Below are 15,022 nucleotides of genomic sequence, written 5' to 3' on the forward strand. Positions count from 1 at the left end.
ATATTCTTTTATTTTCTTTTCATTTCTGCCTACTGTATCTACATAGTATCCTCTATACCAAAAGTATCTGTTTCAATATTTATATTTTAAGTTGGCATATCTATCGAACATTATCAGTGAACTTTTCCCTTTTAAATATCCCATTATTTGTGATATTGAATATTTGGGTGGTATTTCTACCAGCATGTGGATATGATCTGGACATAGCTCTGCTTCTATTATTTTTATTCCTTTTCTAGAACATAATTCTCGAATTATATTTCCTATATCTTTTCTTAGTTGTCTGTATATTACTTGTCTTCTATATTTTGGTGCAAAGACTATATGATATTTGCATCTCCACTTGGTATGTGATAAACTATTCTTATCCAAGTTTTAACCTCCTTGTTTAATTGTGCATGTGATTATCACAATTATACTTTAAGGGGGTTTTCTTGGTGCTTGAAGCTAAATTACTCCACCTGCACAGCAGGTGGATTTTTGTTTCGCTCTCTTTCGTTCGCTCAACTCACTTAAGTGTACATTAAAAAGAGACGACTTAAGTCGTCTCAAAAAAAGTCTAACTTTTTGGGGTCACTTCAAATTTCCACAGAGTGTCAAAATATTATTCTATATACGTTTACTTCCAATTTAAAAGAGAATTTAGTCCAAAGTGGTCGCTCACTTGAGGACTATTGTTTCCATCAAAAACAACATGTATATTTTCTACCTCTAGCTCTTTAGTAGTAAAAACATAGTCAATGCGGAGTGGTTCTGTATTTCCCTTCCATCCATCAATTTCTGGTGGAACGGTATAGCTACCACTTTTCTCTCTAGCAACTTCAAAAGCATCTTGTAAGCCTAATGGACTAGCTAAAATAGCTTGATAACCCTCCTGACCAGCTGGGTTATTAAAATCTCCAGCTAATAAAAGAGGCTTGTTCAATGATTTCAATACAGTCTCAAGTCTTGCCCATTCTTCTTGGAAACCTTTATCCCACCAAGAAAGGTGCACACTAGCAACTGCCAATTCCTTACCATCCACTACAGTTTCAGCTAAGGCAACATGACGTGTATGGTAGTCTGTTGGATCATCCACATCTGAAACCAAAATTTCTCTAACTTCAATTGGTGTTTTAGATAAGATAGCTACACCTTCATGATAGCGATCATATCCAATATGATTATAAGACCAAGTCCAGTAATAATTTCTGCGTTTTTCAGCTAATTTCTCCACCAAAAGTCTTACAAAGTGATCTTGGTGAATAGGTTCAGCAGATGGCAAAGCTTTATAAAAATTATCTACTTTTACTTCTTTTGAAGTGATTTCCTGATTAATTTCTTGAAAACAAATCAAATCATAATTCTTATCAAGAATATCCTGAAGCAAAAGATTGAATTTTTCTTCTGCTTCCTTCTCCATCCAGCTATGAGTATTCAGCGTTAAAAATTTCATACTTTTTCTCCTAAAACAAGAGGTTGGAAAAAGCTTCCAACCTCAAGACTATTATAATTCTACTTTAGCAACTACTGTGTTAGCTGCAAGAGAACCTGTTTGTTCTAATTTAACTGATTGAATCTCATCAGCATTTGTGAAGACAACGATTGTTGAAGTTTCACGTCCTGCTTCACGAATAGCATCCAAGTCAGCTGTAACAAGTAAGTCACCAACTGCAACTTTTTGTCCTTCAGCAACATGAACTGTAAATGGTTTCCCTTCAAGACTTACAGTGTCTAATCCAATGTGAACAAGTACTTCAAGACCTGCTTCAGTCACAAGACCTAAAGCATGTTTTGTAGGGAAAATGCTAGATACAGTACCTGAAACCGGAGATACAATGTTTCCATTTGCAGGTTCTACAGCAAATCCATCACCTATCATTTTTTGAGAAAATACTGAATCTTTTACTTGTTCTAAAGCAATTACTTCCCCATCTGCTACTGAGTAAACTTCCTCAGTTAGATTCTTGAATTGAACAGCATTTTGTTCTGCATCCGTCATTTGACTTGGAAGAGTTTCAGGAATGACTTCCCCTGAATCAAGGATATCTTGGATATCAGATTTCAATACGTCGGCTTTTGGACCGTAAATAGCTTGAACCCCTTGTCCTTTCATAACAAGACCCATAGCTCCTTCTGCTTTCCATTGTTCTGCATCGCCGACTTTATCAGCGTCTTTAACAGTTACACGAAGACGAGTCATACATGCATCAACATCAACGATGTTTGCACGTCCACCAAGAAGGTTAATAATGTTTACAGCTTGAGAACCTTCTGCAACTTTCACTTCACTACTAGATTCTTCTGAACCTTCAGTAGTTTCATAGTTTCCGTTACGTCCTGGAGTTGCATAATTGAATTTTTGAATCATGAAGTTTGCGATAAAGTACATTATTACAGCGAAAAGAACTGTTACCCAAATAAAGTTAATGATATCCATACCAATACCAGCACTAATCGCAATAGGTGTACGAGTTAAGAACTCGATTGAACCAAATGAGTGCATACGTAGATTCACCACATCAGCCATAGCGAAGGCAGCCCCTTGAACAAGTGAATATACTAGATACATAGGTGCTGCGACAAACATAAACATGTATTCGATTGGCTCAGTAACCCCTGTCAAGAATGTGGCAAGAGCTGTTGCAATCATCATACCTTTGTATTTATGTTTCTTATCCTCATCAACATTACGGTAAATAGCAACAATCACACCCATTAAGATACCGAATGAACCAATCATTTGTCCAGCTTTAAAACGAGCTGGATGAACAGTATCTAACAATTGTTGGTAGTGACTTGCATCTGTACCTTTTAAGTTCACAAGGTCAGTAATCCATGCAAGCCATAGTGGGTCTTGACCAAATACTTGAGTACCTTTAGCTGCACCTGTCATTATTTCATAAGTACCACCAAGTGCTGTATAGTTCATTGGGATAGTCAACATATGGTGAAGACCAAATGGCAATAGTAAACGTTCCAAAGTACCATACAAGAATGGTGCAAGAATTGGAGCATTTTCTTGTGAGTTAGCAATCCAGATACCAAAACTATTGATACCAGTTTGCACAAGTGGCCAAACAATTGAAAGAATAATTGCTGCAATTGTTGAGCGAAGAATAACTACAAATGGTACAAAACGCTTCCCATTAAAGAATGAAAGTGCATCAGGAAGTTTACGGAAATTGTAGTATTTGTTGAAAGCTGTAGCCCCTACAAACCCAGAAATAATCCCTACGAATACCCCCATGTTCAACGCTGGAGCTTCCATTACACTGATGAAATAATCAGCAACTTTGATAGAACCTCCAAAAAGAGTTGTTACCATTGCTTCAGGATTTTTTAACATATCTCCTGATACACCAAAGATTGTACCAGTGATACGATTAATTAAAATGAAGGCAAGTCCAGCGGCAAAAGCACCACCAGCACGTTCTTTAGCCCAGCTTCCTCCAATCGCTAGGGCAAACAAAATGTGAAGGTTACCGATAACACCCCAACCAATTTGCTCAAGAATTCCACCTGTAATTACAAGTGGTGCAAAAGTTGGATTAATCATAACAAGAGACTTACCGATTGAAATCATCAAACCAGCAGCCGGCATAACAGCGATAACCACCATCAAAGCCTTACCGAATTTTTGCCAAAACTCGAAAGACAAGATATTTTTGAATGTATCTTTCATTATCCAAATCTCCTTTATTTTTTAATTTTAGACAAACGCTTACACTGCCTATGGATTTATTATAACATTTTACTGTTTTTTGTACAGTACTTTACAAAAAGAATTATTTACCGTAGTACTTTTTTACCTCGTGAATTGTCAAGTCAAGTGCATTTTGATCTCACTAAATGTAAATCCTAAAATAAACAGGCTTCGGCGATATAGGCTTAGTCTTTGATGAACTAGGCAAACTCTACCCAGGAGCCTCAACCCTTTATACAGGAAAAAACTAAAATAAGCACAAAAAAAGGACGGGAAAATTTTCCCGTCCTTTTAATTGATTTTTGCTAGTTTATTATTATTTTTCTTTGCTAACCAATTTTTCATACATCTTCATAAGCTCAGCCACGCAGTCTGATTCGGACATGTTTTTCCAATCAAAACCATAGGCTTTCATTACTCTAGCATCATTTTCTTGGTGGGCTTTTATTAATTCCGATGGCATGGCCAATTCGTCATAGAGATCTGCTAAAGATGATGAAGGATAAAGGGCTCTAGCATCTAGAATCATCTGAGCAGACTTTTCTATCCTTTTTTTGTGGTAATCATCTAGAGCTGGCCATGGGAAGTTGTTGTAAACTATATTTTTTGAATACCTATATCTCATTTCAAGCCTACCCGCTACAGCTCTCATCCATGACATATGGACGTTAGAGGTTAAGATTCCAAAATCGTATATATCAGCATCTGTGATTATCAAGGCCGCATCACTAGCTATTATATCTCCAGGTAGGAATCCTATAGGGACATACTTTCTATTTTCTGATGAAACTCTTGGGATTATTATAAACGGTTTTCCTACCTTTTGTGTTCTTTGAGCGAATAAAGTTGGAGTTTCTGCCATTTTTTGAGTCGCTTTTGCTTTTGAACTTAGTCTCATATCCCTAACAGATTCCACCCTCTTCATTACGGTTGGAGATTTTCTTAAAAGATTAGGCTCAACTCCTTCTAACCATAAGCAGTATCTTTTCTTTGCATTGATAAATTCACGAGCACCTAGGTATAAATGAATCCATTCTTTTGTAATTGGTTCATTTTCTATTAACCAATCTTTTTCTTCTTCTGTTAAAATGAACGCTCCACCATCTCTAGGCATGTTTCCAAAATTCATTTCTTTTACATCACATATAGGCTTATTTCTACTTTCAATATAAATATCTCCTGCTTCTATTAAATAACCATTAATATAGTTAACTTTTCTTGCAGTATCAGAAGTATATATAAATTTATCTCTTTTTTTCTCATTATTAATATTAGTAAAACCGATAATAACAACATGAACAGCTGCTTTCATAACAGCTTCACTCTCCCATTTAAAGGTTGAGTAGGCGAATACAATATCTACATCATATTTATCTCTCAAATATTTCCAATAAATAGCAGGTTGCATTCCTTGACTTATTGAATTAGTAGATACCAAAGCTGTAACTATGTTTTGATTTTCATTCATCATTTCTGCTGATTTTTTATACCAAGCAGTAACATAATCAATCTCTCCTACACCTGATATATTACCAAAAATTGATTTGATTTGCTCTTTTTGGTCTCTATCCATCATCATTCCTCCCACAAAAGGAGGGTTTCCCATTATATAATCTAATTCATTTTTGTCAACCAAATCATTCCAGTTCATGGTTAGGGCGTTGGCTTCTACTATATTGGCATAGGATTTGAGGGGAAGGATGTCCATGCTTTGGTGGATTATGTTCATGGTTTCTTTCATCATCTGGTCTTCTGATATCCAAAGGGCTGTCCTTGCTACAGTGACGGCAAAGTCATTTATTTCTATTCCATAAAATTGGCCCAAGTTTACCCTAATAGGATCTTCTAATTCATCCGAAGTCCCATCTATAAAGGAAATGGATATAACATCTTTTTTCCTTATTTTTTCCTCTATGATTCTATTTTCGAGTTTTCTTAGGGAAATATAGGTTTCTGTAAGGAAATTTCCAGATCCTGCGGCTGGGTCGAGGAATTTAAGATTTGCTATTTTATTATGAAGTTCTTCTAGCCTTTGTTTTTTCTGTCTTACTTGGTCAATTTCCTTAATTTTTTCAAATTCTTCTTTTAGATCATCTAGGAATAAAGGGTCTATTACCTTGTGGATATTTTTTATAGATGTGTAATGCATTCCTCCAGAACGTCTGGTTTCTGGGTTTAAGGTTGATTCAAATACTGAACCAAAGATGGTTGGAGATATTTTTGACCAGTCAAAGCCTAGGGATGCCCTATTTAGGATGATGTCAACTATGTTTGGATTTAATCTAGGAATTTCCACACCCATATCCGTAAAAAGACCACCGTTCACATATGGAAAGGCTAAGAGGTCCTTGTCTTCGTAAGGATCTCTGTCTTCTTCCTTTCGATTTAATATTCTAAATAAATTTATTAAGGCTGCTCTTGGGTTTGAATCCTTGTACTTATTTAGGTAGTCATGGAACATATTTTTGTTGCCAAATAGACCTGCATCTTCTGCATAGAGGCAAAATACCAGTCTTACACAGAGAATGTTTAGGGAATGGAGTGTGGCTTCGTTGTCTGGGACTTGGTATTCACTTAAGAGAGCATCATAAAGACTTGCAACTATCTCTCCTGCTTCTATGGATATTTGGGTTTCCTTTTTTATGAAGTCTTCTTCAGATACTATAAAGTTTAGCCTATAGACTTCATTTTCTAAATCTTCTAATTTTATTACCTCAGCTTCCCCATTAGGTTTTTCCATATCATAGATGAAAAATTCTTTAAAATTGCAAGTAATTATCCACCTTGGTCTCCTAGAATAAGGTAGTTCAATAGAATATCTCTTTGCTTGCTGAAAGGGTGAAAGCTTAGTTCCATCAGATTGGATAATAGGTTTTTTTAAATCTTTATTTGATGATTTTTGCTCAATTAGAACATGAGTTGCTCCTATGTACCCATCTATAAAATAAGTATTATCTAGTTTTATCCTTGATTCAAACTCTATGTAGGAATAAGGATCTTCGACTCCTAACACATTTTCCAATAAATCTAACCAAAACTTTTAGCTCTGGCTTTTTCATCACCTGTATTTGCCCATCTCTTTGCAAATTCTCTTGCTCTTTTTTGTTGATCTACTAATTTCATAGTCACTCCAAGTTTATTTTTCTCTTTCTTTTAGCAAAAAGCCCAGCCTTATAGCTGAGCTTTGTTTTTTATCTAAATTCACCTGTTATTAGTTTAGATGATATCCATCCTTTTTCTATTTTTAGCCAGTACCTGCCTCCGTCGTTTACTACTTCTTCGCAGTGGACTTTCTCTCCGTTGTTTACATAACCTGCTACTCCTGAGTTTAGGTTTGGTTCGGTTCTTACTTGTCCTGTGTTGGCGTCAATTTTTAGGTCTTTGTTTAGGAAGTCTGCTTCTTTGTAGATGTCTGTGTAGGCTGGGTTGCCGTTTTGGCCGTAGGAGTTTGTTGCCCTTAGTTGTTCTAGGTCATATTTTTCTGCTAGTTCTCTTCTGTTGGCCCTAGCTTCTTTGCTGTCGGCGTTTTCGTCTTTTTCTTCGCTTTCGCTTTCATTGTCTTTGCTAGGTTCTTTTTCACTTGTTTCTTTTTCTTCTTCTTTGTCGGCTGACTCTTCTTTTTCGCCTGTTATTTCTTCCTTAAGTTCTCTTAGGGTTTTGGATTCAGGTAAGAGGTCTGCATAGGTTTTGACTAGTTTTTCGGCTTCCTTGTCATCTTCCTTTATTGCCTTTTTGATGTCTTCTACGATTAGATCTTCTATTTCCCCTAGTTTTTCTTGACCTTTTTTGTAGTAGTCGCCCGCTTCTTCTGGGATTGCCTTAAGAATTTTGATTGCTTTTTCGTAGTCTTTGTCTTTTACGCTTTCTTCGCTTGTTTTTAGGGCTTTTTCATATAGTTTAGTATCGTCTTGGCTACTTTCTTCTACTTGGGTATTTTGAGCCATTTCTCTGTCGGCTCCGAGTTTGAAGAAATAAGATAGGACTATAAATATTACTGCAAAGGCCATCACAGATCCCAAGATGAGTCCATAGGTCATTAGGTCTCTGTCCTTTGATCTTTGCTTTTGCCTTTGAGCACGTTTTTGGCTATCTTCCTTGGATATTTTTATTTTTTGAGTTTCAAATTCATCTACCAGACTTGCTCCACAAGACTCGCAGACCTTGGCTCCTTCTTTGTTGTCTTGGCCACATTTTTTACAAATCATATTCCCTCCTATTGTGTCAGTCAAAGTTTTGTTTGCTTATATTATATCATAATTTTTTACAAAGGCTTAGCAAAAAGAAGGATTTTACCTTATTATTTGCCCTTATTTTTTATTAGCCAAGTAAGATTTGTAAAAACTGAGGTCTTGGACTGTCTCAACAACTCCCTTGTAGACTCCCTTCTTATCCCTTACTGCATAGTAGGAAATGGCGTAGTCCACACCTTTTATATTTTTTACCAATTTAAAATCGTCTTTTTTGCCTTCCTTAAATTCCCTTATTAAGTTTCTTACAATTGGTTCAACTTGGGGTGGGTGGCAATAATATACTTCCCTGCCGAGGGATGATTCAGGTCTTTTGAAAACTTTTTTGCCCTTGTGGTCATTGTAATATGAGCTTATGTCGTTTTCATCAATATAAGTGATTTCTATTTCCAAGGTATCTAGCATGGCTTCTAGTTGGTCTACTCTCATCTTTCCCTTGGCGAAATTTATATACCCATCTTCAAAGTCACTTGTCTTTGGTTTTTCAAGTGATTCATAGGCTACAAGGTCGTGGTCATAATCTCCCAAATCCTTGTAAAGAAGCCTTAAATCTTCATCGCTCATTTTTTCAAAAACTAGGGGATAGAGGATATTTTCTTCCTTGTAGGTCATCTCTTCTGCCCTCTTTATACTTTCTAAAAGAAGGTCTTTTTTGCCAAGTTTGATGGCTTTTTTTATGTTATTGGCAATTTCTATATCCACAGCCCACATCACATCTGATGGGCCAGGTGTATTGTATTTGGCCTTGAGGATTGGATAAATAAGGTCCCCTTTTTTCTTGTAATGACCAAAAACCTTGTTCATATCTTCACTCACATCTTCGCCATTTTCCACAGCCTTCATCGCCTTTTCTAAGATTTTTTTAATTTGATCATTTTCTTTTGAAAAATAATCCAAAAAAGAACCTTCCTCATAGGTAGACTTTTTATTTTCTGTATCTGTTGCCCCATGGAATAAAGAAGAATGGACATCACAAAGCCTTCTTACTTCCTCTTTATCCATGCCAGATTCCAACAAATCTTCCTCTGCAGCCATAATCTCTGCAGAAGAAACTCCCTCAAAATTTTTCTTAAAATCAGCCTTAACCTTCTCTAGGTCTTCCCCTTCTCCTAGCCTTTTTAGGTAGGACTTAATTAGTTCCTTTCTTTCAATGGCTTCTGGATTTTGTGACGAATCGCAAAGCTCGTAGCCAAGCGCCTCTAATTTTTCCTTATAATCACTAATTCCCATCATCTTTGCCCCACGTTTAAGAGAAACTTTCTTCGCCAAAGTCTTGACCATGAGGGGATTATTTAAACTAGTAAAGCCAAGTCCAATGAGATCTTCCTTTAATTTGTCATTATCTTTTATTAGGTCGTAAACAACTTTATTTATATCAATCTGCATAATATCACTCCTTAAGATTATTATACAGCGATAGATAATGATAATCAGTAACTTTTGTTACAATTTTTATTAAAAAACAAATTAAATTATTTTAGAAAAATACAAAGCCAAACTGCATGGTCTTGCCTTATTACCCTGTGGATTTGGTGGGGCTTTATGGGTAAGATATCTCCCTTTTTTAGCTTTACTAGCTTTCCATCTATCTCAAGGGTCGCTTTTCCTTCCTCTATTTTCACAATTTCTAGCTCATTTTGGTCATAATAGCCTGTAGCTTGGTTGAGGGAGGTAATTCTAATAACTTTTATTTTTTCATTTTCAAAAATCATTTCTTCTATTTCCTCATCCTCAGAAAATTCTAACTTGTCGAAAATATTATAAATTTCCATAGGTCCCTATTTTCCCTACCTAGTCTTCCAAAGACATTTGATAAATTTTCTTTATATCACTTGGTCTTAGGTCTATGAAGCCTTTTTTTACACCAGTTTTGCCACAAGCTTTTTTGCTCATTTCATCAAAATGACTTTGGTCAATGCCGATTTTTCTTAAGTTTGAATCAAGACCTAGGTCCTTAAAGAAAAATTCCTTAACTTTTTCAATTGTTTCTTTGGCTACAGCCATCTTGTCTCGATTTTTGTCTAGGTCAAAAACATTTATTCCCAAATCGTAAAATTTGTGGACTGTTTTTTCGCTTAAGCAATATTCCATCCACCTTGGGGTTAAAATAGCAAGGCCCAAGCCATGGGTGATGTCGTAGAAGGCGGAAAGTTCATGTTCAATTGGGTGAACTGTCCAAGCCGCCTTGGATGAATCAGAAATAAAATCATTTATCGCCCAAGATGATGCCCACATGAGGTTGGCTCTGGCTTCGTAATTATGAGGGTCTTTTATGGCGATTGGCCCGTATTTTATTACTGTTTTCATCAAGGCTTCCATAATCCTGTCTAGCATAAACATGGTTCCGTCGATATTAAAGTAGGTTTCGAAAATATGGGATAAAATGTCTGCAGAACCTGCCGCTGTTTGGAATTTTGGCACAGTGTAGGTTAGTTCTGGATTTAAAAATGAAACCTTTGGCCTAGTGTCAGGGTGGCCTGAGGATAGTTTTTCTCTTGTTTCTGGATTTGTGATTACTCCCCCACAGTCCATTTCAGAACCTGTTGCCGCCATGGTTAGGACTGTTAAAAGTGGGATGGCGGGGCTCATTGGTCTTTTTTCTGAGATAAATTTCCATGGGTCAAAGTCAGCACAAGCACCTGCCGCCATGAATTTTGATGCATCTATGGTTGATCCTCCACCAACAGCAAGGATGGCTCCAATGCCATTTTCCTTTATTATCCTAACTCCCTCTCTAACTGAGTCTATTCTTGGATTTGGTTGGATGCCAGAAAGTTCAAAAACTTCGATTCCTGCCCCTTCTAACTCTTTTATAACCTTATCATAAACCCCATTTTTCTTGATAGACCCAGCTCCGTAGGTCAATAGGATTTTGTCTGCATATTTTTTGGCTTCTTCGCCTATGTAGTCTAAAGCGTCCCTTCCAAAGTGAATCCTTGTTCCTATATCATAAGTAAAATTATTCATAATCTCTCATCTCCTTTTGTTATTTTTACCCATTTTAGAAAATTTTCCATAAAAAAACTCTTCCCATGACGGAAAGAGTTTTGCCTTTAAATATATTTTCTTTTGCACTTATCTTCTATACCTGTACTTAGGATTAGAAATCCAAGTCCAAGGCCTGTTAGAATGCCTCTGCCAAGGTCTGGAATTCTGGATGATTGGCCTAATACTATAGATAGTATTAAAAGGATTAATCCGATAAGCAGATGAGTTTTCTTATTTTTTTCCATTAGTCAGTCATCCTTTCAAATTCTATTGAGAATTTATTTAGGATTTTCTTCTCAAGTCTAGATACGGTCATCTGGCTGATATCCAAACTTTCTGCTATGTCTACCTGGGTTCTGCCCTCGTAATACCTGAGTTTTAGGATTTCTTTTTCGAGATCAGTTAGCCTTTCCTTGGACTTTTCGATTAAGTCTTTTAGTTCAACTGAATCGAAATTCTTATCCTCTTCACCGATTATTTCAGCTAGGTCAATAGCATTTTCACCCTTCTGGACTGTATATTTCATATCCAAGGACTGAGGGGTGTAGACCTTGCTTGCTTCCATAGTTTCAAGGATGGTTTCTTCATCTTCTCCCAAATAATCTGCTATATCAGCTACAGTTGGGACTCTCTGGAGTTCTTGGGGAAGGATTTTCTTGGCCACATTTATCTTTTTATAAAGGTTTTGGATGCGTCTTGGCACCCTAATAACCCAACCCTTGTCCCTGAAATATCTCTTAATCTCGCCCATAATTGTAGGTGTGGCAAAGGATGAAAAGGCATAGCCCTTTGATGGGTCAAAACGGTCCACTGCATTAATTAGGCCCAGGCTTGCCACCTGGTAGAGGTCGTCTTTTTCTATGCCCTTGCCAAGATATTTGTTCGACAAGATATCTACTATATACATGTGCTCTTCGATTAACTCGTCTCTCAACTTTTTGTCACGGGTCTTGTGAAATTCTTCAAATTTCTTATCTATTTCTTCCTTGTACTCTTGGCTGGCATTTGGCTTAGGCATGAGTCTTCCTCATTGTTATTCTTAAAAGGTCGCCGTCTGTTTCTATCTCATCTGCAAGGGCTGATAGGATTGCATCTCTCATAGCAAGGGCCCTAGCATCTTCTTTTTTATCCTTGCCAGCTACTTCTAGGGTCAAGGATTCATCTCCTACAAGAAAGGCTAGGTCCAAACCATTTTCGCCCATCTTGTAGTTAATAGCCTCGCTTACAAGGACTTTTAAATCCTCAATTTGTTCTATATCAAAATTTAATTCTGAACCGAGTCCTGCCACAAAAAGTCTAATCGATTTTTGGTATTTTTTATTGGCTGGAATTTTTATAGAAATCTTATCCATGGCTACTCCATATTAAAAACATCAGTTAGGTCTGTAATTTTAAAGAGTTTGAGGATATTTTCCTTAGGATTAATTATAGAAACTGACCTATCTTTTTCCTTGGCTAATTTATAAATTTTCATAAATAAACCCAGACCTGTAGAATCAAGGTAGTCAAGGTCTTTTATGTCTATAAGTAGGTCCTTGTCAGCTCCCTCGATTTCCTTTTCGATGAAGCTTCTAAATTCGTCTTCTGCATAGATATCTAAATCTCCCTTTACTTCTACAAGGAGAAATTTTTCCTTATCGTAAATCTTACTTTCAAACATCTTTTTCCTCATCTTCCAACATATTGTCATAGGTTGTAACTGAAACTATAGCATCATCTTCGTCAGCTAGATTTTTAAGCTTAACACCCATTGTATTCCTGCCTGTAGTTGAGACATCTCTAGCTGAGAGCCTGATCATATCGCCTTTTTTAGATACCATCATGATATCTGTATCAAGGTCTACTGGGAGGGTATCAACGACTTTTCCTGTCTTATCATTTACCTTGTGACACCTTACGCCCTTGCCACCCCTGTTTTGGTTTTTGAAATTATTGAAGGTGGTCTTTTTGCCAAAGCCGTTTCTTGTCACAACTAAAAGATAGGTCTCATCGCCCATTATATTCATACTTACAACTGCATCGTCTTCATCGAGTCTGATTGCCCTAACACCTACGGCGGCCCTACCCATAGTCCTGACATCTTTGGTATTAAACTGGATGGTCATACCATTTTGGGTTGAAATTATGACTTCCTCATCCTTTTCAATTTGTCTTACAGAAATCAATTTATCACCATCTCTTAGAGAAATTGCTATAATACCATTTCTTCTGATGTTGGTGAAGTTTTCTGCGTCAGTCTTTTTGATTTGACCATCTTTGGTTTGAAGGACTAGCTGGCTATTTTTGCCTAATTCAGATAGGGTAATCATTTCGGTAATTTTTTCGCCTGACTCTAGGTTTAGGATATTTATTATAGCCTGGCCTCTAGAAGTACGGCTTCCTTCAGGAATCTTGTAGGCTTCAAGGGAGTAGACCTTGCCAAAGGATGTGAAGAATAAGAGGTCTTCGTGGGTGTTGGTTGTGATTATCTTTTTGATAAAGTCGCCTTCTTTGGTATTTCCAGCCGCAATTCCCTTACCACCCCTATTTTGAACCTTGTAGGTATCTATAGGAAGTCTCTTGATGTAGCCATCCTTTGTTAGGGAAATCAAAACATCTTCTTCTTCGATAAGCTCGGTTACGTCAAGTTCTCCCTCATCTGGGACAATCTTTGTGCGTCTTTCATCTGAGTATTTTTCCTTGATTTCAGTGATTTCATCGATAATTAGGTTTATAAGATTTTCTTCAGAGTTTAGGATTGAAAGCAAATACTCAATTGTTTCTGCCAATTCCTTGTTTTCTGCATTTAGCTTTTCAATTTCAAGACCTGATAGGCGTTTTAATTGCATATCCAAAATAGCTTGAGATTGGGCATCTGATAGTTTATACCTATCAAAGAAAATCTTTTTAATTTGGTCATTGTCATAGGAAGACCTGATGATTTTGATAATCTCATCTATGTGGTCGATAGCTATGATCAAACCTTCTACTATGTGTTTTCTCTCACGAGCCTTGGATAGGTCGAAGTTGGTCCTTCTTGTTACCACTTCTTTTTGGTGGTCAACATAGTATTCGATTAGTTCTTTTAGGTTTAAAATCTTTGGCTCTCCACCAACTAAGGCTAGGTTTATGATACCAAAGGTATTTTCTAATTGGGTATATTTATAAAGGTTATTTAGGACAATATTAGCGTTGGAATCTCTCTTAATTTCAACAACTATCCTCATTCCCTTCCTGTCAGATTCATCTCTTATGTCAGAAATACCATCTATTCTTTTTTCCTTAACAAGGTCGGCAATCTTTTCGATTAACCTTGCCTTATTGACTTGGTAAGGAATTTCTGAAACAATAATTCTTTCCCTATTCTTCTTGAAAGGCTCGATTCTAGCTACCGCTCTTTGTTTAATCTTGCCCCTACCTGTCATGTATGCATCTTTGATTCCAGATTTACCTAAAATCAAAGCCCCAGTTGGGAAGTCTGGTCCAGGAATAATTTTGATTAGGTCATCAATATCAATTTCTGGATTTTTCATATAGGCAATGCAAGCGTCGATTGCTTCGCCTAGGTTGTGTGGGGCCATGTTGGTTGCCATACCTACAGCTATACCATTTGACCCATTTACCAAAAGATTTGGGAATCTTGAAGGAAGGACAGATGGTTCCATCTCTTCGCCATCGAAGTTTGGAATGAAGTCTACTGTATCCTTATTTATATCCCTAAGCATCTCCTTGGCAATCTTGCTCATCCTTACTTCTGTGTAACGCATGGCAGCTGCTTGGTCTCCGTCTATAGAACCAAAGTTACCCTGGCCTTGAGCAAGTGGGTACCTAGTTGAGAAATCTTGGGCTAGCCTTACTAGGGCATAGTAGATTGCAGAGTCACCATGTGGGTGAAATTTACCCATTACATCACCGACAACCCTGGCTGATTTTCTGGTTGGTTTATTTGGATCAAGGCCTAGTTGTTGCATGCCGTATAGGATTCTCCTGTGAACAGGCTTTAGTCCATCACGGACATCTGGTAGGGCCCTTGAAACTATAACAGACATCGAATATTCAAGATAAGATGATTTCATCTTTTTTTCGAGGTCTATATTGATTATGTTTTGATTTTCTGTCATTT

Annotated in this window: 12 protein-coding genes and 1 pseudogene; all 13 read right to left on the minus strand. The window is 36.9% G+C overall.

Annotation, left to right across the window (positions count from 1 at the left end):
• Positions 1-372 (minus strand): annotated as a pseudogene (gene tnpA, locus RQ907_RS01595) (IS200/IS605 family transposase); the annotation flags it as partial.
• Between the two features lie 247 nt (positions 373-619).
• Positions 620-1,435: an endonuclease/exonuclease/phosphatase family protein gene (locus tag RQ907_RS01600; protein ID WP_311491659.1), complete on the minus strand. Its 816-nt coding sequence runs from the start codon at positions 1,433-1,435 to the stop codon at positions 620-622.
• A gap of 51 nt (positions 1,436-1,486) precedes the next feature.
• A complete protein-coding gene (locus RQ907_RS01605) occupies positions 1,487-3,664 on the minus strand; it encodes a PTS transporter subunit IIBC (RefSeq protein WP_311491660.1) in 2,178 nt (725 codons plus the stop codon).
• Between the two features lie 337 nt (positions 3,665-4,001).
• Positions 4,002-6,698: a DNA methyltransferase gene (locus RQ907_RS01610; protein WP_311491681.1), complete on the minus strand. Its 2,697-nt coding sequence runs from the start codon at positions 6,696-6,698 to the stop codon at positions 4,002-4,004.
• Positions 6,699-6,876: 178 nt separating this feature from the next.
• Positions 6,877-7,890: an SH3 domain-containing protein gene (locus RQ907_RS01615; protein ID WP_311491661.1), complete on the minus strand. Its 1,014-nt coding sequence runs from the start codon at positions 7,888-7,890 to the stop codon at positions 6,877-6,879.
• 102 nt (positions 7,891-7,992) lie between these two features.
• Entirely contained in the window at positions 7,993-9,318 is a 1,326-nt protein-coding gene (locus tag RQ907_RS01620) for a DUF438 domain-containing protein (RefSeq protein ID WP_311491662.1), read from the minus strand.
• An 86-nt stretch (positions 9,319-9,404) separates the two neighbouring features.
• Positions 9,405-9,704 (minus strand): cupin domain-containing protein, encoded by a 300-nt coding sequence (locus RQ907_RS01625; protein ID WP_311491663.1) that lies wholly within the window; start codon positions 9,702-9,704, stop codon positions 9,405-9,407.
• A 19-nt stretch (positions 9,705-9,723) separates the two neighbouring features.
• A complete protein-coding gene (locus tag RQ907_RS01630; protein ID WP_311491664.1) occupies positions 9,724-10,899 on the minus strand; it encodes an iron-containing alcohol dehydrogenase in 1,176 nt (391 codons plus the stop codon).
• Positions 10,900-10,985: 86 nt separating this feature from the next.
• Positions 10,986-11,165, minus strand: a complete 180-nt coding sequence (locus RQ907_RS01635; RefSeq protein WP_311491665.1) for a hypothetical protein — start codon at positions 11,163-11,165, stop codon at positions 10,986-10,988.
• Complete coding sequence (locus tag RQ907_RS01640; RefSeq protein ID WP_311491666.1) at positions 11,165-11,938, minus strand: SigB/SigF/SigG family RNA polymerase sigma factor; 774 nt, start codon at positions 11,936-11,938, stop codon at positions 11,165-11,167. Before RQ907_RS01640 ends, RQ907_RS01635 begins: the two co-directional genes overlap by 1 nt.
• A complete protein-coding gene (locus tag RQ907_RS01645; protein WP_311491667.1) occupies positions 11,931-12,272 on the minus strand; it encodes an anti-sigma regulatory factor in 342 nt (113 codons plus the stop codon). Before RQ907_RS01645 ends, RQ907_RS01640 begins: the two co-directional genes overlap by 8 nt.
• A gap of 2 nt (positions 12,273-12,274) precedes the next feature.
• Positions 12,275-12,580: an STAS domain-containing protein gene (locus RQ907_RS01650; protein WP_311491668.1), complete on the minus strand. Its 306-nt coding sequence runs from the start codon at positions 12,578-12,580 to the stop codon at positions 12,275-12,277.
• Complete coding sequence (gyrA, locus tag RQ907_RS01655; protein ID WP_311491669.1) at positions 12,573-15,020, minus strand: DNA gyrase subunit A; 2,448 nt, start codon at positions 15,018-15,020, stop codon at positions 12,573-12,575. Before gyrA ends, RQ907_RS01650 begins: the two co-directional genes overlap by 8 nt.
• Positions 15,021-15,022 lie beyond the last annotated feature (2 nt).

The sequence above is a fragment of the uncultured Anaerococcus sp. genome (assembly GCF_963510575.1).
Classification (GTDB): domain Bacteria; phylum Bacillota; class Clostridia; order Tissierellales; family Peptoniphilaceae; genus Anaerococcus.